This window comes from Sphingomonas sp. DC1600-2 (assembly GCF_049897605.1).
Taxonomy (GTDB): Bacteria; Pseudomonadota; Alphaproteobacteria; order Sphingomonadales; family Sphingomonadaceae; genus Sphingomonas.
Map to the genome: position 1 here is coordinate 1 of NZ_JAFCWO010000004.1, position 18301 is coordinate 18301.

General features: G+C 65.1%; 21 protein-coding genes. 10 read left to right on the forward strand and 11 right to left on the reverse strand.

Features of this window, described 5'->3' with window-relative positions; genetic code table 11:
• On the forward strand, positions 1-804 hold an 804-nt coding region (locus ACP7BL_RS09915; protein WP_426258249.1), incomplete at its 5' end, for an IS256 family transposase.
• Here the strand turns inward: ACP7BL_RS09915 and ACP7BL_RS09920 are convergent.
• The 3 genes from ACP7BL_RS09920 to ACP7BL_RS09930 all read right to left on the reverse strand — a co-directional run bounded on the left by ACP7BL_RS09920 (position 785) and on the right by ACP7BL_RS09930 (position 3948).
• Entirely contained in the window at positions 785-1057 is a 273-nt protein-coding gene (locus ACP7BL_RS09920; RefSeq protein ID WP_426258250.1) for a hypothetical protein, read from the reverse strand. The two genes, ACP7BL_RS09915 and ACP7BL_RS09920, sit on opposite strands and share 20 nt — an antisense overlap.
• A 260-nt stretch (positions 1058-1317) precedes the next feature.
• Positions 1318-2292 carry an agmatine deiminase family protein gene (locus tag ACP7BL_RS09925; RefSeq protein ID WP_426258251.1) on the reverse strand — a complete coding sequence of 325 codons (975 nt, stop codon included), beginning with the start codon at positions 2290-2292 and terminating at the stop codon, positions 1318-1320.
• Between the two features lie 3 nt (positions 2293-2295).
• Entirely contained in the window at positions 2296-3948 is a 1653-nt protein-coding gene (locus tag ACP7BL_RS09930) for a M28 family metallopeptidase (protein WP_426258252.1), read from the reverse strand.
• Positions 3949-4072: 124 nt separating this feature from the next.
• Between ACP7BL_RS09930 and ACP7BL_RS09935 the strand changes: the two genes are divergently transcribed.
• Positions 4073-6082 (forward strand): alpha/beta hydrolase family protein, encoded by a 2010-nt coding sequence (locus ACP7BL_RS09935; RefSeq protein WP_299112478.1) that lies wholly within the window; start codon positions 4073-4075, stop codon positions 6080-6082.
• Between the two features lie 55 nt (positions 6083-6137).
• Here the strand turns inward: ACP7BL_RS09935 and rpsD are convergent, their stop codons facing one another.
• Positions 6138-6752, reverse strand: coding sequence for a 30S ribosomal protein S4 (rpsD, locus tag ACP7BL_RS09940; RefSeq protein ID WP_126845983.1), 615 nt, complete (start codon positions 6750-6752; stop codon positions 6138-6140).
• Between the two features lie 210 nt (positions 6753-6962).
• Between rpsD and ACP7BL_RS09945 the strand changes: the two genes are divergently transcribed.
• On the forward strand, positions 6963-7268 hold the full coding sequence (locus ACP7BL_RS09945) for a chorismate mutase (RefSeq protein ID WP_299112487.1): 306 nt from the start codon (positions 6963-6965) through the stop codon (positions 7266-7268).
• 17 nt (positions 7269-7285) lie between these two features.
• Here ACP7BL_RS09945 and ACP7BL_RS09950 read toward each other — a convergent pair whose 3' ends face one another.
• On the reverse strand, positions 7286-7537 hold the full coding sequence (locus ACP7BL_RS09950) for a hypothetical protein (protein ID WP_299112490.1): 252 nt from the start codon (positions 7535-7537) through the stop codon (positions 7286-7288).
• A 211-nt stretch (positions 7538-7748) separates the two neighbouring features.
• On the opposite strand from ACP7BL_RS09950, the gene ACP7BL_RS09955 reads away from it, so the two are divergent.
• A complete protein-coding gene (locus ACP7BL_RS09955) occupies positions 7749-7973 on the forward strand; it encodes a hypothetical protein (protein WP_299112493.1) in 225 nt (74 codons plus the stop codon).
• Positions 7974-8019: 46 nt separating this feature from the next.
• On the opposite strand, the gene ACP7BL_RS09960 is transcribed toward ACP7BL_RS09955, so the two are convergent.
• From ACP7BL_RS09960 to rpiB, 4 genes are read right to left on the reverse strand one after another with little or no spacing between them, the layout of a single operon-like run.
• A complete protein-coding gene (locus ACP7BL_RS09960) occupies positions 8020-8757 on the reverse strand; it encodes an RNA methyltransferase (RefSeq protein WP_033964432.1) in 738 nt (245 codons plus the stop codon).
• Positions 8754-9230 carry a transcriptional regulator NrdR gene (nrdR, locus tag ACP7BL_RS09965; protein WP_033964431.1) on the reverse strand — a complete coding sequence of 159 codons (477 nt, stop codon included), beginning with the start codon at positions 9228-9230 and terminating at the stop codon, positions 8754-8756. Before nrdR ends, ACP7BL_RS09960 begins: the two co-directional genes overlap by 4 nt.
• 1 nt (position 9231) lies before the next feature.
• Positions 9232-10548, reverse strand: a complete 1317-nt coding sequence (glyA, locus tag ACP7BL_RS09970; protein WP_299112504.1) for a serine hydroxymethyltransferase — start codon at positions 10546-10548, stop codon at positions 9232-9234.
• Positions 10545-11009: a ribose 5-phosphate isomerase B gene (gene rpiB / locus ACP7BL_RS09975; protein WP_299112507.1), complete on the reverse strand. Its 465-nt coding sequence runs from the start codon at positions 11007-11009 to the stop codon at positions 10545-10547. Before rpiB ends, glyA begins: the two co-directional genes overlap by 4 nt.
• Before the next feature lie 145 nt (positions 11010-11154).
• Here rpiB and ACP7BL_RS09980 point away from each other — a divergent pair, with 145 nt between their 5' ends.
• The 5 genes from ACP7BL_RS09980 (at position 11155) to ACP7BL_RS10000 (ending at position 15329) form a co-directional block, all read left to right on the forward strand.
• Positions 11155-11754 (forward strand): sigma-70 family RNA polymerase sigma factor, encoded by a 600-nt coding sequence (locus ACP7BL_RS09980; RefSeq protein ID WP_033964427.1) that lies wholly within the window; start codon positions 11155-11157, stop codon positions 11752-11754.
• Positions 11751-12518 (forward strand): anti-sigma factor, encoded by a 768-nt coding sequence (locus ACP7BL_RS09985; protein ID WP_126845970.1) that lies wholly within the window; start codon positions 11751-11753, stop codon positions 12516-12518. Before ACP7BL_RS09980 ends, ACP7BL_RS09985 begins: the two co-directional genes overlap by 4 nt.
• 72 nt (positions 12519-12590) lie before the next feature.
• Positions 12591-13145, forward strand: a complete 555-nt coding sequence (locus ACP7BL_RS09990) for a fasciclin domain-containing protein (RefSeq protein ID WP_126845968.1) — start codon at positions 12591-12593, stop codon at positions 13143-13145.
• A 262-nt stretch (positions 13146-13407) separates the two neighbouring features.
• Entirely contained in the window at positions 13408-14661 is a 1254-nt protein-coding gene (locus ACP7BL_RS09995; RefSeq protein WP_126845966.1) for a DUF3419 family protein, read from the forward strand.
• Complete coding sequence (locus tag ACP7BL_RS10000; protein ID WP_033964425.1) at positions 14658-15329, forward strand: class I SAM-dependent methyltransferase; 672 nt, start codon at positions 14658-14660, stop codon at positions 15327-15329. The genes ACP7BL_RS09995 and ACP7BL_RS10000 overlap by 4 nt, the downstream gene beginning before the upstream one ends.
• A gap of 151 nt (positions 15330-15480) precedes the next feature.
• Here the strand turns inward: ACP7BL_RS10000 and hemA are convergent, their stop codons facing one another.
• On the reverse strand, positions 15481-16722 hold the full coding sequence (gene hemA / locus ACP7BL_RS10005) for a 5-aminolevulinate synthase (RefSeq protein WP_126845964.1): 1242 nt from the start codon (positions 16720-16722) through the stop codon (positions 15481-15483).
• Between the two features lie 71 nt (positions 16723-16793).
• Complete coding sequence (murI, locus tag ACP7BL_RS10010) at positions 16794-17588, reverse strand: glutamate racemase (RefSeq protein ID WP_033964423.1); 795 nt, start codon at positions 17586-17588, stop codon at positions 16794-16796.
• 106 nt (positions 17589-17694) lie between these two features.
• Here murI and plsY point away from each other — a divergent pair, with 106 nt between their 5' ends.
• Entirely contained in the window at positions 17695-18300 is a 606-nt protein-coding gene (plsY, locus tag ACP7BL_RS10015; RefSeq protein WP_137902459.1) for a glycerol-3-phosphate 1-O-acyltransferase PlsY, read from the forward strand.
• The last annotated feature ends 1 nt before the right edge of the window (position 18301 follow it).

The following is an 18301-nucleotide window of genomic DNA, read 5'->3' on the forward strand; positions in this document are numbered from 1 at the left end:
ACGGTGACCGACGCCGTGCTCGACGAGGTGGCGACGTGGCAGCAGCGGCCGCTCGATCCGATCTACCCGCTGGTTTTCTTCGACGCGATCCGGGTCAAGATCCGCGACGAGGGCATAGTTCGCAACAAAGCCATTCACATCGCGCTGGGCGTTCGCGCCGACGGCGCGAAGGAGGTCCTCGGCCTGTGGCTCGAGCAGAATGAGGGTGCGAAGTTCTGGCTGCGGGTAATGAACGAGCTGCGCAACCGCGGCACCGAGGATATCCTGCTCGCCGTCGTCGATGGCCTCAAGGGCTTCCCCGAGGCGATCACCGCCGTCTTCCCCGACGCGATCGTCCAAACGTGCATCGTGCATCTGCTCAGGAACTCGATGGACTTCGTGTCCTGGAAAGACCGCAAGAACCTCGCCAGCGCGCTCAAGGAGATTTACCGCGCGCCCAGCGCAGAGGCGGCCGAACAGGCGCTGAGCGCGTTTGAGGCCGGCCCCTGGGGCCAACGCTATCCTGCCATCGGCCAAAGCTGGCGGCGCGCCTGGGGCGAAGTGATCCCGTTCTTTGCGTTCCCCGACGAGGTCCGCCGGATCGTCTACACCACAAATGCGATCGAGGCTTTGAACTCGAAGCTCAGACGCGCCGTCCGCGCCAGGGGCCATTTTCCCAGCGACGAGGCTGCCACCAAGCTGCTCTATCTGATCTTGAACCGATCGGAGAAAGAGTGGAAAATGCCGCCACGGGAGTGGTCCATGGCCAAGGCCCAGTTCGCCGTCATCTTCGGCGAGCGCTTCATCAGGGCCATGGCGGCGTAATGTTCAACCGCCCGCCCACACACGGAAATCCTGACAGTGCCCGATGGACGGCGCGGTGATAGCGCGAGGTCGGCTCCATCAGCACGAGCGCCACCGCGTGCTGGGTGAGCAGCGCCACGAGGTGGCGGTGGCCGTGCGCATCGTTGGTCACGCGCAACCGCTCGCCCAGCGGGTGCAGATGCACATCGAGATGCGCCTTGCTCACATCGATGCCGACATGGATCGTCGGCGTTGCCTCGGCCTTTTCTTGCATTCGGGTCTTGCTCCCCATCATCTGTTCAGGCCAGACAAAGAGGACGGACGGACCACGCTCGACTGCGGCGCATCGCCCAGAAACCTACGGTCCCGCCCGTCCGACCTGCAGGGGCGGCCACCCCTGCAGGTCAACCTTTCTGGATCACCAGATCAGGCCAGCCGCAACATGCAAGAAACCGCAAAACGCGCTGTGCCAGGTTTCTCGACTACGCTCGAAACGAACGGGCAGAGTGGCGGCGCGGAGCCCAATGCCCCCCGTTACGCCGGCACTTGCTGTGAAATGCAGTGGAAGCTCCCGCCCCCGGTCAGGATTGCGTCCGCCCGCAAGCCCACCGCCGCGCGATCCGGAAACAGCGCCTGCACCGCCGCCACCGCAGCATCGTCGTTGGGCGCACCGTAGAGCGGCACCACGACGGCGGCATTGCCAATGTAGAAGTTCATATAGCTGGCAGGCACGATTTCGTCGTCGCGAAGCACGCGACCGGGCGACGGGATTCGCACCAGCTCGATGCCGTCCTTGGCGGATGCGGCTTGCGCGGCGCGCTGATAGACCAGCCAATTGGGGTCATTCTCCGCCGCCTCCGGGATCACCAACACCCCCGGCGCAACGAAACGCGCCAGATTGTCGACATGCCCGTCGGTATGGTCGTGCATCAACCCGTCGCCCAGCCATAGCACGTCGACCAGCCCGAGATCGTCGCGCAGGCGCTGCTCGATCTCGCTCCTGGTCAAGGACGGGTTGCGATTGGGGTTGAGCAGGCATTGCTCGGTCGTCACCACCAGCCCGGTGCCATCGCCGTCGATCGCGCCGCCCTCCAGCACCCAGTCGCAGCTTTCGACCGGCAGTTTCTTGCGCGCGGCCAGCCGCCGCCCGATATCGTCGTCGCCCGGCAAATCATATTTGCCGCCCCAGCCGTTGAAGCCAAAGTCACGTGCGCTGCCGTCGGACAGCACGATCGGCCCGGTGTCGCGCAACCAGATGTCGCCGAACGGCTCGACCACGACGCTCGCGACATCGCCCGCCAGCCGCTCGGCGGCCGCTGCCGCCGCATCGTTGGCGGCGACGAGCAGCACGCGCTCGCCGCGTCCCCCGGCATGCACCGCGCGCGCGAACGCCGCGACTTCTTCCTGCGCGGGTTCGAGATCGGCTTCCCACAATTCGGGATGGCTCGGAAAACCGATCCAGACGGCGGCGTGGGGGGCCCATTCGGCGGGCGGCAAGGGACGAGTCATGCGTTACTTTCCTGCAGCCGCCCGGCTTTGATCGCGAATCGAGCGGAATTCGGCGGTCTTGTACCAATTCGGCCAATCGGCACCATCCGCCAGCGACCGGCCGAGCGCATAATAAAGCTGCACATCCTCGACCGCGCCCGACCAGTCCCACGCCGGATTATATTCGTCCTGCGGCTTGTGATAGCGATGCTCGATATAATCGAGCGTTGCGGCGTGCCCCGCCGCCTCGCCGCCAACGCGCAGATCCTCGCCCGATTCGCCGTAGAACATTGGCACGCCGAGCTTGGCGAAGCTGAAATGGTCCGAGCGGAAATAGCTGCCGCGCTCGGGATTGGGTTCGGGCTTCACCACGCGGCCCTGCGCTTCGACCAGCAGCTTCATGCGGTCTTCCAGCTCGGATTTGCCAGCCCCCGTCACCACAAAATCCTTGGCGCGGCCAACGGTGTTAAGCCCGTCCATGTTCACGCCGCCGACGGTCTGCGCGATCGGGTAGATCGGGTGCTGCGCATAATAACGCGACCCCAGCAGCCCGCATTCCTCGCAGGTGACCGACAGGAATACGAGCGTGCGCCGCGCCGGGCCCGCCTTCACATTCGCCTCGGCGAGTGCCACCAGCCCGGCGACCCCGCTCGCATTGTCAAGCGCGCCATTGCAGATGTCGTCGCCCTTCACCGCATCGCAATGCCCGAGATGGTCCCAATGCGCGGTGTAATAGACATAGTCGTTCGGCGCCGTCGTACCCGGAAGGATGCCGATCACATTCTTCGACGCCTGCCGCTTGATCGTGTTGTCGAACGATACCGACGCGGTGACGCCCAGCGGAACCGCCTTGAAGCCCTTCACCTTTGCCGCCGCGTTCAGCGCATCGAAATCCTGCCCGGCGCTCGCGAACAGTTCGCGCGCCTTGGCCAATTGCATCCAGCCGACCGCCTGGCTCTGGTCGGCATGGTCGCCCGCTTCGTCCAGCTCCAATTGCGGGCCGGTCCAGCTCGATTGCACCACGCCCCAGCCATAAGCGGCGGGCGCGGTTTCGTGCACGATGATCGCGGCCGCCGCCCCGTGGCGCGCGGCTTCCTCGAACTTGTAGGTCCAGCGGCCATAATAGGTCATCGCGCGCCCCTCGAAGAGGCCTTGGTTGGTCGGCGTCTGCCAATCGGGATCGTTGACCAGGATGACGACGGTCTTGCCCTTCACATCGACGCCCGCATAATCGTCCCAGCCGCGCTCGGGCGCGGTGATGCCATAGCCGACGAACACCACCGGGCTGTTCCGAATGTCGATCCTGGGCGTAACGCGATAGGTGGCGATCACGACATCGCTGCGATAGGCGAGGCTCACCGGGGCCTTGCCGCCGGTGAAGCTGAGCGGCGTCACGTTCTTCGCGGTCAGTTCGACCAGCGGCACGTCCTGAAACCATTTGCCGTCATTCCCCGGCTTCAACCCGGCGGCCTTGAAGCGCTCGACGATATAGTCTGTCGCCTTGGTCTCGCCCGCCGTGGTCGGCTTGCGCCCCTCGAACGCATCGGAGGAGAGCGTCTTGGTGACGTCCTTCAGCGTCTCGACGCTGATCGTGGGCAGCGGCCCATTCTGGGCCAGCACGGGGTTTGCCGCTGTCAGCAAACCGAGAGTGAGGGCAAGGGTCGGTATCGCGCGCATCGGCCATCATCCTGTCGCTAGGGTGGCCACCTTTTGGCAGGCGCAGTGCGCGTGCGCAACCAAGCGCGGTGCCACGTTGCGTCGCCTGCGAAAGTGCGTATCACTCTGCAAAAAGGGGAAAAGCATGAACCGATATCTGCTGGGGACCGCGCTGGCCGTTTGCCTCGCCACACCGTTGCTGCCCGCCGTCGCCGCCGCCTCCCCCGTCAGCGATGCGGCGACGCGCTTCGGCGCGCGCGAAGACATTCAGCAGGTCAGCCTTTCGCCCAGCGGCACGGCAATCGCCTATATCGCGGCCATTGAAGGGCACGGTGCCGGCTTGTTCGTGGTGTCGGTCGCCGACGGAGTGCCAAAGCCCATACTCGCGTCCAGCGGCAACCCCGACCGGCTGACCGCGTGCAAATGGTCAACCGACACGCGGCTGATCTGCGGAATCTACATGATCCTCGACACCGGGCTGACCCATGGCGGCTTCAATGGCTATACCCGCCTCGTCGCGGTCGACAGCGACGGCAAGAATTTGAAGGTGCTCAGCGCGCGGACCAACGAACGGTCGCTCGGGGCCTCCTTTGGCGGGGGCGACGTGATCGACTGGAATGGCGGTGCGCCCGGCACGGTGCTGGTCACGCGTAGCTATGTGCCGGAGGCAACCACCGGATCGCTGATCGCAGAGAGTCGCGAAGGTGTGGGCGTCGACCGGATCGACACCGTTTCGCTGCGCCGCGCAAACGTCGAGCCGCCCAATAACGATGCTGTCGATTATATTAGCGACGGTTACGGTAGCGTCCGCATCATGGGCAAGCGCCCCAAGCTCAACACAGGCTATAACAGCGATACGATCCTCTATTCGTATCGCAAGTCCGGCGACCGCACCTGGCTGCCGCTCGGCACGCTCAAGACGACGGGCGGCGTGCTGTCGGGCTTCAATCCCTATGCAGTCGATCGCGACCACAACCTTGTCTACGGTTTCGACACCAAGGATGGGCGCAGGGCGCTGTACACGATCGCGCTTGACGGCAGCCTGACGCGCTCGTTGGTGCTCGACCGCCCCGATGTCGATATCGATGACGTGATCCGCATCGGACGCCAGAACCGCGTGGTCGGCGCAAGCTTTGTCACCGACAAGCGGCAAAGCATTTTCTTCGACCCCGATCTGAAAAAGCTCGCCGCCTCGCTGTCGCGCGCCTTGCCCGGCCTGCCACTGGTCACGTTCGTCGATGCCAGCGCCGACGAGAGCAAGCTGCTGCTGTTCGCGGGCAGCGATGTCGATCCGGGCCATTATTATCTCTACGACAAGACGACGCGCCACCTCGCCGAAGCCTTTCCGGCGCGCGCTGCGCTCGCCAAGACGACCCTTGCAGCTCGCACGCCGATCACCTTCACTGCCGCCGATGGCACGCAGATTCCGGCCTATCTCACGCTGCCGCCCGGCAGCACGGGCAAAAACCTGCCGACAATCGTGATGCCGCATGGTGGCCCCGAAGCGCGCGACGAATGGAACTTCGACTGGCTGTCGCAATTCTTCGCCAATCGCGGCTATGCCGTGCTCCAGCCCAATTATCGCGGATCAACCGGCTACGGCATCGCCTGGTTCAAGGAAAATGGCTTCAAATCGTGGCGCACCGCGATCGGCGACGTCAACGATAGCGGTCGCTGGCTGATCAAGCAGGGAATCGCCGATCCTGCCAAGCTGGCGATCGTCGGCTGGTCCTATGGCGGCTATGCCGCGCTACAATCGGCGGTGCTCGATCCAAGCCTGTTCAAGGCGATCGTCGCGGTCGCGCCCGTTACCGATCTGGAGACGCTGCGGCAGGAACGGCATGACTTCACCGACTTTACGGAACAGGATGCGCGGATCGGCAAGGGCCCGCATGTTCGCGAAGGCTCCCCGGCGCAGAATGCCGCGCGGATCACCGCACCCGTGCTGCTGTTCCACGGGGACCGCGACCAGAATGTCGGCATCGGCGAATCACGGCTGATGGCGGGTCGCCTGAAAGCAGCGGGCAAGTCGGTCGAGCTGGTCGAGTTCCACGCGCTCGACCACCAGCTCGACGACAGCAACGTGCGCGCCACGATGCTCGACAAGGCCGATGGCTTTCTGCGCACCGCGCTGGCGTTGCCGCCCGCCAAATAAAAAGGGCGGCCCGTTGCCGGGCCGCCCTCTTGCAGTCTCGATCGGGATCGAACGATCAGCGCGAATAGAATTCGACGACCAGGTTCGGTTCCATCTTCACCGGATAGGGCACTTCGTCGAGCGTCGGAACGCGCGTGAAGGTGACCTTGGCCGCGCCATCGGGGGCGACATAATCGGGGATTTCGCGCTCGGCGAGCTGCTGCGCTTCGAGCACCAGTGCCATTTCCTTGGCCTTGGAGCCGAGCGTGATCTCGTCACCGACGAAGCAGCGGCGCGATGCGATGTTGCACTTCACGCCGTTGACGCGGACGTGGCCGTGCGAAACCAGCTGACGCGCAGCCCACACGGTCGGCGCGAACTTGGCGCGATACACGATCATGTCGAGACGCTGCTCGAGCAGGCCGATCAGGTTCTGGCCGGTGTCGCCCTTCATGCGCGCGGCTTCGGTGTAGCAAGCGCGGAACTGCTTTTCCGTCACGTCGCCATAATAGCCCTTGAGCTTCTGCTTGGCGCGCAGCTGGATGCCGAAGTCCGAGACCTTGCCCTTGCGGCGCTGGCCGTGCTGGCCGGGGCCATATTCACGCTTGTTGACGGGCGATTTGGGGCGGCCCCAAATATTCTCGCCCATACGGCGATCGAGCTTGTACTTTGCGGATGAACGCTTCGACATGAGATATTCCTTGGCAAATGCTTCGTGACAAGACCGCCTGCCTGCGCAAACGATCGATACCCGGTATCGCTCTATCCGAACCTGTAAGGGATACGGGCAGGGCCACCACTTCACCGGGGTGTGGGGCCAAATGCGAAGGCGGGCGGTTAGCGGGACCGGTCGCATGAGTCAAGCTGGACAGGCGCGCCGCGGCTCGCCAAGGGGGAGCGCATGACGAACGCGATCCTCACCGGCCCCGATTGCACCAATATGGCGGAGGTCCGCGCTGGCGTCGACCATGTCGACCGCGCGCTGATCGCGCTGCTCGCCCAGCGCTTTGCCTATATGGACGCAGCGGCGCGGATCAAACCCGAACGCGGCGCGGTGCGCGACGAGGGGCGCAAGGCGCAAGTGATCGCCAATGCCTGCGCGGAAGCGCGCGCCGTCGGCATTCCCGAAAGCGTCATCGCCGATTTGTGGGAACGGCTGGTCGAAGCATCGATCGCCTATGAGCTCGTGGCGTTCGACCGGCGCTGACCGCGCATCCCTTTCGGTTAGCGGGGAATATCCGAGCCGTTCCCGTCGCGCCGATTGCGCAGCGCCGCGGCACCACGCTCCCGTTCGGCTTCAAGCGCGACCCATTCGGCCTTGGTGTGGCAGACGCGCTTGGTAAACATCGAGCCGGTCACTTCCTCGGAGCGACAAATCTTCTTTTCTTTAGCCGCGTCCGCTGTGGAACCGGCTGTGTCCATGGCCTGCGCGGCCATTGGAAGGCATAATAGAGTCGCAGCGAGTAACGTCTTCATATACCCTCCCGATCGAGATCCAGTGCGCCGACAGTGAACGGTCTGCGCGATATAATGGGCAATCGCCGCCATCAAGGCACCGCGACGCTTCGTAGGGCCGGAGAACCCGTGAGCGGAACGCCAACCGGCCTCCATTCCCGAGCCTTAACGGCCGAGAACCCCAGCCATATGCTCGCTGCCCGCTGCCTCGCGCTCCCATTCCTCCGCAGTTTTGCAGACGCTGGCCCGCACCCGCGAGCTGGTCGTCGCTTCCGAACGGCAGATTTTGCGCGGCTTGGCGGGTTTGCTGGGCTTTGCCGTCGGGGTCGGACCCGACGACGTTCCCTCAGCGGATGTTTGCGCAATCACCGGCGATGCCGCAAGCGCGATGGCAGCCATCATCGAGGCAGAACGGACCAGCATGAAGATCTCCGACTTATGCGATGCGCCGGTGTAACCAGCCCGCAAGATGCCGTCAAAGCAGAATAATCTGTGCCGCGCGCTTAGCGGTCCCGCGGCCGCTTTCCTGCCAGCGCGCTCAGCACGCCGCGCACGGTGCGAACCTCCTGCGCCGACCAGCCAGGCTTGGTCAGCAAGGTCCGCAAGGTCCGTCGCGTCACCGGCGTGCGTTCGGGCGGGAAGAAGAAATCGGTCTCGCCCAGCATCGCGTCAAGCTGTGCGATCATCCCGTCCAGCTCTTCCTGCGGTGCCGGCGGCGGCAGATCGACCTGGGGTGGGCTCGCCAGGCGCTCCGCCTTCGACCATTCATAGGCGATGAGGATGACCGCTTGCGCCAGATTGAGCGATCCGAATTCCGGGTTGATCGGCACGGTGATGATGGTCCGCGCCAGCGCGATATCGTCGGTTTCGAGCCCCGAGCGTTCCGGCCCGAACAAAATCGCCGATCGCCCCGGCCCGGCATGGATCGCGCGCGCCGCCCCCTCGGGCGTCACCACCGGCTTGGTCACGCCGCGTTTGCGCACGGTGGTCGCATAGACATTCGCGCAATCGGCCACGGCGTCGGACACGGTTTCGAACACCCGCGCCTCTTCCAACACGACATCGGCACCGCTCGCGGCGGGGCCTGCGCTGGGGTTGGGCCAGCCGTCGCGCGGGCTGACGAGGCGCATCTCGACCAGCCCGAAATTGAGCATTGCGCGCGCGGCCTTGCCGATATTTTCACCAAGCTGCGGACGAACGAGAACGAGCACGGGCGGTGGGATGATCGAAGGTGTGCTCACCCCTTGCCGACCTCGCTCACCGTGCCGGCAAATTCCTCGAAATCGCGCGCTTCGCGGAAATCCTTATAAACGCTGGCAAAACGGATATAGGCGACCGAATCGAGGCCCTTCAGCCCCTCCATCACCATCTCGCCGATCTTGCCCGAGCGCACTTCGTTCTCGCCCAGCGTCTCGAGCTGGCGTTGAATGCCCGACACCAGCTTCTCAAGCTGCGCCGCCTCGATCGGGCGCTTGCGGGCCGCGATCGAGACCGAGCGCAACAGCTTCTCGCGATCGAACGGCTCGCGCTTGAAGCCGCCGCCCGCGCCTTCGCTCTTGACCACGGTCAACTCGCGGAGCTGAATCCGCTCGAAGGTGGTGAAGCGCGCACCGCACCCCTCGCATTGCCGCCGCCGCCGGATCGCGCCTGCATCCTCGGTCGGGCGCGAGTCCTTTACCTGACTGTCTTCATGGCCGCAGAACGGACAGCGCAAATCACACCCCTTCCGGATAGATCGGGAAGCGCGCGCACAGCGCCAGAACGCGCTCGCGGACATTGGCCTCGACCTGCGCGTCGCCGTGCTCGCCATTCTTGCGCAAGCCATCGAGCACATCGGCGACCATGTTGCCGATCTCGCGGAATTCGGCCGGGCCAAAGCCGCGCGTCGTGCCCGCTGGCGAGCCAACGCGGATGCCGCTGGTCTTGGTCGGGGGGAGCGGATCGTTGGGAATGCCGTTCTTGTTGCACGTGATGCCGGCGCGTTCGAGCGCTTCATCGGCATCCTTGCCGGTCACGCCGAGCGGGGTAAGGTCGATCAAGGCGAGATGCGTGTCGGTGCCGCCCGAAACGACTTCCGCGCCGCGCTCCTTGAGCGTGGCGGCGAGCACCTTGGCATTCTCGATCACGGCGGCGATGTAGCTCTTATAGCCCGGCTGCAGCGCCTCGCCGAAAGCGACCGCCTTCGCCGCGATCACGTGCATCAGCGGACCACCCTGCAACCCCGGGAACACCGCCGAATTGAGCTTCTTGCCCAGCGCTTCGTCATTGGCGAGGATCATGCCCCCGCGCGGCCCGCGCAGCGTCTTGTGCGTGGTGGTGGTGGCGATGTGCGCGTGCGGGAAGGGCGACGGATGCAGGCCCGCCGCAACCAGCCCGGCGAAATGCGCCATGTCGACCATGAAATAGGCCCCGACTTCATCGGCAATCGCACGGAATTTGGCGAAATCGATTGTACGCGGATAGGCCGAGCCGCCCGCGATGATCAGCTTGGGGCTATGCTCGCGTGCCAGCTTTGCCACTTCATCGAAATCGATCAGATGCGTGACCGGATCCACGCCATACTGGACCGCGTTGAACCACTTGCCCGACATCGCCGCCTTGGCACCGTGTGTCAGGTGACCACCGGCATCGAGGCTCATGCCGAGGATCGTCTCGCCCGGCTTGACCAGCGCCAGCAGCACGGCACCATTGGCCTGCGCGCCCGAGTGCGGCTGGACATTGGCATAGGAACAGCCGAACAATTGCTTGGCGCGCTCGATCGCCAGCGTCTCGACTTCGTCCGACGGGTGGCAGCCCTGATAATAACGCTTGCCGGGATAGCCTTCGGCATATTTGTTGGTGAAGACGCTACCCTGCGCCTGCAGCACCGCCTTCGACACGATATTTTCGCTCGCGATCAGCTCGATCTGCGTCTGTTCGCGCGTCAGCTCATGGGCAATCCCGCCGAACACCGCCGGATCGGCCTCGGCCAGGCCGCGCGTGAAGAAGCCGTCGGGCTGGACGTCGTGAAGCTCTGATGGATTGGTGCTCATGCCGGGTTCCCACTCGTAACTGGCGCAAAGGACGGTGCGCCGAGCTTTTCGACGCGCGATTGATGGCGGCCACCGGCGAAATCGGTGGTCAGGAAAGCGGTGATACAGGCCTTGGCCATGTCCTCGCCGGTCAGCCGCGCGCCGAGCGCCACGACATTGGCATCGTTATGCTCGCGCGCAAGGGCGGCGGAAAGCGGTTCGGAGACGAGCGCACAGCGCATCGCGAGATGGCGATTGACCGCGATCGAAATGCCGATGCCCGATCCGCACAGGGCAACGCCGCGCTCGGCCGCGCCAGAGGCCACGGCCTCGGCCAGTTTGAAGCCGAAATCGGGATAATCGACGCGCGCATCGCTGTCCGGGCCGAGATCGAGCACGTCATGCCCTTCGGCGGCGAGCCATGCGGCAAGCGTGGCCTTTAACGCAAAGGCGGCGTGATCGGAGGCGATGGCGATGCGCAAAGCGGGCGCGCTCCCAAAAGGTGAAGCGGAATGGCGTGCCCTTAGCCAAGCCCGCGCGCGATTGCCACACCCAAGCGCACGCACCGACACCGCAATCGCACGCCGATATTGCCGTGGCCCCCGCGCCAAGCTAGGCACTGCCCCCGTGACCGATCACCCGCTCGACGCTCCGGCTCCATCCGGCACGCCCTCGCCAGAGGCGGCGGCGCGTGCGCGGCTGGTGGACGCGCTGGTGCGCACCGGCGAGGAGGACCGCGCGGCCTTTCGCGATCTCTATGCGCTCACTTCGGCGAAACTATTTGGCGTCTGCTACCGTATCTGCGGCGAAAGGCAGGCAGCGGAAGACGTGTTGCACGATGTGTATCTGACGATTTGGCGGCGCGCCGGTGCCTATGACCCGCTGCGCGCCAGCCCGATCACGTGGCTCGCCACGATCGCGCGCAACCGCGCGATCGACTGGCAGCGCGCGCAGAAAATCCGCCGCGCCACCCCGATCGAGGATGCGCCGCCGGTGATCGACACGGCCCCGCTCGCCAGCGAGTCGATGCTGCAGGACGAAGCCAGCGACCTGTTGCACGGCTGCCTGCAAGGCCTTGAGGCACGCCAGCGCGATGCGATCCGCACTGCCTTTTTCGACGGCGTAACCTATGCCGAACTGGCCGAACGCCAGTCGATCCCGCTTGGCACGATGAAGAGCTGGGTGCGGCGCGGCCTCGCCAAATTGAAGGAGTGCCTTGAGGGATGAGCGACATGCCCCCTCCTGCAGGCGTCGGCCCCGAAGGCCTCGAGGACGCGCCCGACATGACCGCGGCCGAACTCGCGCTCGGCGTGCTGGATGGCGAGGAAAGGGCCGTCGCGCTCCGCCGCGTCCTCGCTGACCCCGATTTCGCGCGCGAGGTCGAGCGGTGGCGCGGGCATTTGGCACCGTGGTTCGACCAATGGCCCGCGATCGCGGCCCCCGATATTCTCGCGCGCGTCGAGCGCTCGCTCGATCAGGCACCGGCAGCACCGGTTGCAAGTCTGGTGACGCGACCCCGGCCACGCAGCGCGATCTGGCCCGGCGTGGCCGCGCTGTCGAGCATTGCGGCAGCGGCGCTGCTGGTCGTGCTGGTCACGCGCCCGCTCGCGCCCATGTCGCCGCCGCAGCCCGCACCGTCAGTCGCCGCGCCGCTCGCCCCGACGCTGGTCGCTTCGATCACGCCGGAGGGCAAAGGCACCCCGGTCACGGCAATCTATGACAAGAATGCCGGGACGATCCGCTTGACCGAGGCGAGCCTGACCAGTGCCGACCATAGCGCGGAATTGTGGGTGATCCCGGCCGACGGCACGCCGCATTCGCTGGGGGTCTTGCGCACCCAAGGGGCGACCGCGCTGACGCTGCGGCCGGAGAACCGGCAGCGTATTGCGGCGGGCGCGGTGCTTGCCGTTACGGTCGAACCGGTCGGCGGGTCACCCAGCGGGCTGCCAACCGGCCCCGTGGTCGCCAAAGGCGTTCTTTCGCCGGTCTGAGTGCATCCACGGCGGGGGCTGCCCCGTATCTCCGCCGCGTCCACCCCGGGCGCACCCGCAGGAGAACCCCCTATGACCCGCATTTTTCGCACCGCAATCGCCGCCGCCGCCGTCGCGATGAGCGCAGGATCGCTCGCATCCGCCCAGACCAACCCAATGGTCGGCGGTGCCGCCATGTATCCCACCAAGAATATCGTCGAAAACGCCGTCAATTCGAAGGACCACACCACGCTGGTCGCCGCAGTCAAGGCCGCTGACCTGGTCGAGACGCTGTCCGGCCCGGGGCCGTTCACGGTGTTCGCGCCGACCAACGCCGCCTTCGCCAAACTGCCCAAGGGCACCGTGACGACGCTGCTGAAGCCCGAAAACAAGGCGACGCTCGCCGCCGTGCTGACCTACCATGTCGTTCCCGGTCGTGTCACCGCCGCCGACATCGCCGCCGCCGCGCAAGCGCATGGCGGCAAGGCCACCTACACCACCGTCCAGGGCGGCACGCTGACCTTCGCCAAGGCAGGTCGCGGCTGGAGCGTCACCGATGCCAAGGGCCATACCGGGCGGATCACCATCGCCAATGTGATGCAGTCCAACGGCGTGATCCATGTCATCGACACCGTGATGCTGCCGTAAAAATACCGCGCCGCCGCATCCGGGCGGGGCATTCGCGCGTATAATGAACTGTCCCCGTTCCGCAGGGGACAAACTGACCGTTCGCCGGGTCCCCTCCTTTGCGGCGAGCGGTTGTAAAAACGGACCTGTCGGCGTCCCCCGCGTCGGCAGGTCCTTTTCATTTCGCCACAAGCGCGTCATGGAAGCGTCACCGGATCGTCGTAACGCACGGCTGCCGCCTGCGTCTTTTCCTCAACGCGATGTCCGGCCGGAGAAGCTTGCCATGGCCCTTGCCATTCGACCGCCTCAGGATCGCCCCCGCAAGACCGCCGCAAAGAATCGCGCGGTTCGCAGTGCAGTGCATCAGCACAAACATCTCTCGAAGCAGGGGCTGCTCGAACGCGCCTTTACCTTCGCCTTTCGCGGCCTCGTCTATGCCCAGATCTGGGAGGATCCGGCGGTCGACATGGAAGCGCTGGCGATCGCGCCGGATTCGCATGTCGTCACGATCGCCTCGGGCGGGTGCAATGTGCTGAGCTACCTAACCGCCAACCCGCGCGCGATCACCGCGGTCGACCTCAACACCGCGCACATCGCGCTCAACAAGCTGAAGGTCGTCGCCGCGCGGCATCTGCCGGATTACGACGCCTTCCACCGCTTCTTCGCCCAGGCCAACAGCCGCGACAACGTGCGCGCCTATCGCACCTATATCCGCCCGCATCTCGACGAGACGACGCTGGCCTATTGGGAAGGCCGTGACATCATCGGCCGGCGGCGGATCGGCGGTTTCGCCAAGAACGTCTACAAGCGCGGCCTGCTCGGCAATTTCATCGGCGTGGCGCATCTGCTCGCGCGGCTGAACGGCGTGAACCCGAAGATCCTGCTCAAGGCGCAATCGATCGAGGAACAGCGCGAAATCTTCGACCGCGAATTCGCGCCCTTTTTCGACAAGGGCTTCGTCAAATGGATCACCGATCAGCCTGCCTCGCTGTTCGGCCTCGGCATTCCGCCAGCGCAATATGAGGCGCTGGCTGGCGACGAGAAGATGGCGGTGGTGCTGCGCGAACGGCTCGAAAAGCTCGCGTGCGATTTCGACATCAAGGACAATTATTTCGCATGGCAGGCCTTTGGCCGCGGCTATGGCCAGGGACCATCGGCACCGCTGCCGCCCTATCTCCAGCGCGACCATTATGACGAGATTGTCGAGCGCGCGAGCCGGATCGAGGTGCGCCACACCAACTTTACCGATTATCTGCGCACCCACGGCGATGCCTCGCTCGATCGTTACATCCTGCTCGACGCGCAGGATTGGATGACCGACGAACAGCTCACCGATCTGTGGAGCGAAATCACCCGCACCGCCAAGCCCGGCGCACGCGTGCTGTTCCGCACCGCTGGCGAACCCAGCATCCTGCCCGGCCGCGTGCCCGATGCGATCCTCGGCAAATGGACGTACCGCGCCGAGGAGTCGCTCGATTACACCAAGCGCGACCGCTCCTCGATTTACGGCGGCGTCCATCTCTACGTGCTCGGATGAACGCAGCCTCGATCGACACCGGCCATGCCGGGCATATGGATGCGATCTATCGGTCGCAGCGCCATATCTATGATCTGACACGCAAATATTATCTGCTCGGGCGCGATGCGCTGATCGACGGAATCGCGCCGCCGCCCGGCGGCAGCGTGCTGGAAATCGGCTGCGGCACCGGGCGCAACCTGATCGCGGCGGCTAGGCGTTGGCCCGATGCGCGCTTCTACGGCATCGATATTTCGGAAGCGATGCTGCAGACGGCGCGTGCGAAGGTCGCCAAGGCAGGCCTTTCCGATCGGATCGTGCTGGCGCAAGGCGACGCCACCGCTTTCGATGCCGAGGCGCTGTTCGGCATCGCGACCTTCGATCGTATCTTCCAAAGCTATACGCTGTCGATGATTCCCGGCTGGCACGATGCCATCCGGGAGGCCGCCACCAAGCTCGCGCCGGGTGGGCGGCTCGACATTGTCGACTTCGGTCAGCAGGAAGGGTTGCCCAAAGCCTTTCGTGCGTTGTTGTTCGCCTGGCTCGCCAAATTCGACGTGGCACCGCGCGCAGCATTGCAGCCTGCCCTGATCGAAATTGCCAGCGAGGTGGGCGGCATGCCGCGCTTCGCCCCGCTCTATCGCGGTTATGCCTGGTCGGGCCGCATCGAGCGCAACGCCAATCGCTGACGGGGTCAATTAGTGGTGGAAAACCAGCCACAACAGCAGAATGACCGGGATCGGAACCCCCAGCAGCCACAAAATACAACCCTTGCCCATGATAACCTCTCGCTGATGTGAGAGGCGTAACGGGTTACAGGCGTCGCGGTTCCCGCTCGGTTCAGGCCGCCTTGCGCAATTCCAGCCGACCCCAGATTTCGACCAGCGCCCCGGTCAGTTCGCGCATCATCGCTTCGTCATGCGCGGGACCCGGGGTGAAGCGCAGCCGTTCGGTGCCGCGCGGTACGGTCGGATAATTGATCGGCTGCACGTACACGCCATATTCGGCGAGCAGGATGTCGCTGATCTTCTTGGCCTTGACCGGATCGCCGACCATCAGCGGCACGATGTGCGTGGTCGAGTTCATCACCGGCAGACCGGCTTCTGCGAACAGCGTCTTCAACAATGCGGCGGCGGCCTGTTGCCCCTCACGCTCGACACTCGACGCCTTCAGGTGTCGCACACTGGCCAGCGCACCCGCCACCAGCACCGGCGACAGCGAGGTAGTGAAGATGAAACCCGGCGCATAGGAACGGATCACGTCGATGATCGTCTGATCGGCGCTGATATAGCCGCCCATCACCCCGATCGCCTTGCCCAGCGTCCCCTCGATGATGGTCAGCCGATCGGCGACGCCATCGCGGTCCGAAATGCCGCCGCCGCGCGGGCCGTACATGCCGACCGCATGGACTTCGTCGAGATAGGTCAGCGCATGATATTTGTCGGCCAGGTCGCAGATCGCGGCGATCGGCGCGACGTCGCCATCCATCGAATAGACGCTTTCGAAGGCGATCAGCTTCGGAACCGCCGGATCGGCCGCCGCGAGCAGTTCCTCGAGATGCGCCAGGTCATTGTGACGGAACACATGCTTTTCGCAGCCCGAATTGCGGATGCCCGCGATCATCGAGGCATGGTTGAGCTCGTCGGAGAAGATGATGCAGCCCGGCAGCACCTTGGCCAGCGTCGCCAGCGTCGCCTCGTTCGAGACATAGCCGCTGGTAAACAGCAACGCGCCTTCCTTGCCGTGCAGATCGGCGAGTTCGCCTTCCAGATCGACATGATAATGCGTGTTGCCACCGATATTGCGCGTGCCGCCCGAACCCGCGCCGACATCGTGCAGCGCATGTTCCATCGCCGCAATCACTTGCGGGTGCTGGCCCATCGCCAGATAATCGTTCGAACACCACACCGTGATCGGCTTGGGGCCGTTATGTCCGGCGAAGCACCGCGCATTGGGGAAGGCCCCCTTGTTGCGCAGGATGTCGATAAAGACGCGATAACGCCCTTCGACATGCAGGCGATCGATCGCCTGCGCGAAAATCCGGGAGTAATCGACCCCGGGATGCGGTGAGTCTACGTCCATGTCCGCCCACTACCCCCGCCAAGCGCCGATTTCCAGCGGCTTTCCCCGATCTACGTGATCATACCTATCGGTTATAGAATATCCAGCCGCGTGAGTCCAAACCGGGCGAGTGCTGGTACCAGCCGATCCGTATCGGCACTGTGCGCGGTAAACACCGCACGCCCCTCGCGCGGCGTATCCGGCCAGCCCTGCCCCTCGGTCAAATGCGCGATCCGCCGGGCGATCCCCGCGCTGCCATCGACGAAGCGCACCGGGTGCGGGGCCGCCGCCGCCAATTCGTCCGCCACCAGCGGGAAATGCGTGCAGGCATTGACGATCGTATCGATCCGATCGCCACCAGCTTGCCCGAACAGGCCATGCAGGATGGCGGCATAGCGCGCCGGATCGGTCGGCTCCCCGTGCAATTTGGCTTCGGCGAGCGCGACCAGCTCGGCCGATCCGTGGCGCAACACCGTACAATCCCCGGCAAAGCGCGCCGCCAGATCATCGACATAAGGCTGGCGCACCGTGGCTTCGGTGCCGAGCACGCCGATCACGCGCGTCGCGCTGGCGATCGCGGCGGGCTTGATCGCGGGGACGGTGCCGACCACGGGCAGATCGAGCGCCTCGCGGACCGTTGCCAGCGCAATCGTCGATGCCGTGTTGCACGCGATCACGATCAGGCGCGGTTGATAGCGTTCGGCGAGCCGACCCAGCAAGGCGGGCACGCGCGCGGCGATCTCGCGCTCGGTCTTGGTGCCGTATGGGAAACCCGCCGAGTCCGCGACATAGACCACCGGCATGTTGGGCAGCAGCACCCGCGCCGCACCGAGCACCGACAATCCGCCGACCCCGGAATCAAAAAACAACACGGGGCGCTGATCCATGGCGCTCCATAACGCGATCGGCGCATTTGACAAAACCGGCTTGATGGAGATTGTGGCACCGGGCCGTGTGCACGCTATGTTCACACCGACCATAGGGGGATCTTACGTGCCGACCGACTATCTCTGGCAGGCCCCGGCGGCGGCGCTGGTGCTCGGCTATCTGCTCGGGTCGATTCCATTCGGCGTCCTGCTCACCCGCCTGGCGGGCGCGGGGGATTTGCGCCAGATCGGGTCGGGCAATATCGGTGCCACCAACGTGCTGCGCACCGGGCGCAAGGGGCTGGCGGCGGCAACGTTGCTGCTCGACGCGGCGAAGGGGTTTGTCGCGGTGTGGATTGCCGAGCGCTATCTTGGCGGCACCGGCGTGGTCGCGGCGGCGGCGGTGTTCCTTGGCCATCTCTATCCGGTCTGGCTGCGCTTCCGCGGCGGCAAGGGCGTGGCGACGCTGCTCGGCGTGGTGCTGGCTTTGCATTGGCCGATTGCACTCGTTTACGCGGTGGTGTGGATCGCCATGCTGGCGCTGCTGCGCATTTCCTCGCTTGCGGGCATGACGGCTGCGGTAACCGCCCCGCTCAGCGCCGCTTTTTTCGGTCGGTTCGACCTTGTCCTGCTGCTGCTTGCGCTCGCTTTGCTGGTGCTGTGGAAGCATCGCGCCAATGTCGATCGCCTCATCAGCGGCACCGAACCGCGCGTCGGCCGCAAGCGTGGCTGAG

Excerpts from the sequence above, each read along its gene's own strand:
- ACP7BL_RS09920 (WP_426258250.1), bottom strand. The coding sequence starts at position 1,057 with ATGCAAGAAAAGGCCGAGGCAACGCCGACGATCCATGTCGGCATCGAT.
- ACP7BL_RS09925 (WP_426258251.1), bottom strand. The coding sequence starts at position 2,292 with ATGACTCGTCCCTTGCCGCCCGCCGAATGGGCCCCCCACGCCGCCGTC.
- ACP7BL_RS09930 (WP_426258252.1), bottom strand. The coding sequence starts at position 3,948 with ATGCGCGCGATACCGACCCTTGCCCTCACTCTCGGTTTGCTGACAGCG.
- ACP7BL_RS09935 (WP_299112478.1), top strand. The coding sequence starts at position 4,073 with ATGAACCGATATCTGCTGGGGACCGCGCTGGCCGTTTGCCTCGCCACA.
- rpsD (WP_126845983.1), bottom strand. The coding sequence starts at position 6,752 with ATGTCGAAGCGTTCATCCGCAAAGTACAAGCTCGATCGCCGTATGGGC.
- ACP7BL_RS09945 (WP_299112487.1), top strand. The coding sequence starts at position 6,963 with ATGACGAACGCGATCCTCACCGGCCCCGATTGCACCAATATGGCGGAG.
- ACP7BL_RS09950 (WP_299112490.1), bottom strand. The coding sequence starts at position 7,537 with ATGAAGACGTTACTCGCTGCGACTCTATTATGCCTTCCAATGGCCGCG.
- glyA (WP_299112504.1), bottom strand. The coding sequence starts at position 10,548 with ATGAGCACCAATCCATCAGAGCTTCACGACGTCCAGCCCGACGGCTTC.
- ACP7BL_RS09985 (WP_126845970.1), top strand. The coding sequence starts at position 11,751 with ATGAGCGACATGCCCCCTCCTGCAGGCGTCGGCCCCGAAGGCCTCGAG.
- ACP7BL_RS09990 (WP_126845968.1), top strand. The coding sequence starts at position 12,591 with ATGACCCGCATTTTTCGCACCGCAATCGCCGCCGCCGCCGTCGCGATG.
- ACP7BL_RS09995 (WP_126845966.1), top strand. The coding sequence starts at position 13,408 with ATGGCCCTTGCCATTCGACCGCCTCAGGATCGCCCCCGCAAGACCGCC.
- ACP7BL_RS10000 (WP_033964425.1), top strand. The coding sequence starts at position 14,658 with ATGAACGCAGCCTCGATCGACACCGGCCATGCCGGGCATATGGATGCG.
- hemA (WP_126845964.1), bottom strand. The coding sequence starts at position 16,722 with ATGGACGTAGACTCACCGCATCCCGGGGTCGATTACTCCCGGATTTTC.
- murI (WP_033964423.1), bottom strand. The coding sequence starts at position 17,588 with ATGGATCAGCGCCCCGTGTTGTTTTTTGATTCCGGGGTCGGCGGATTG.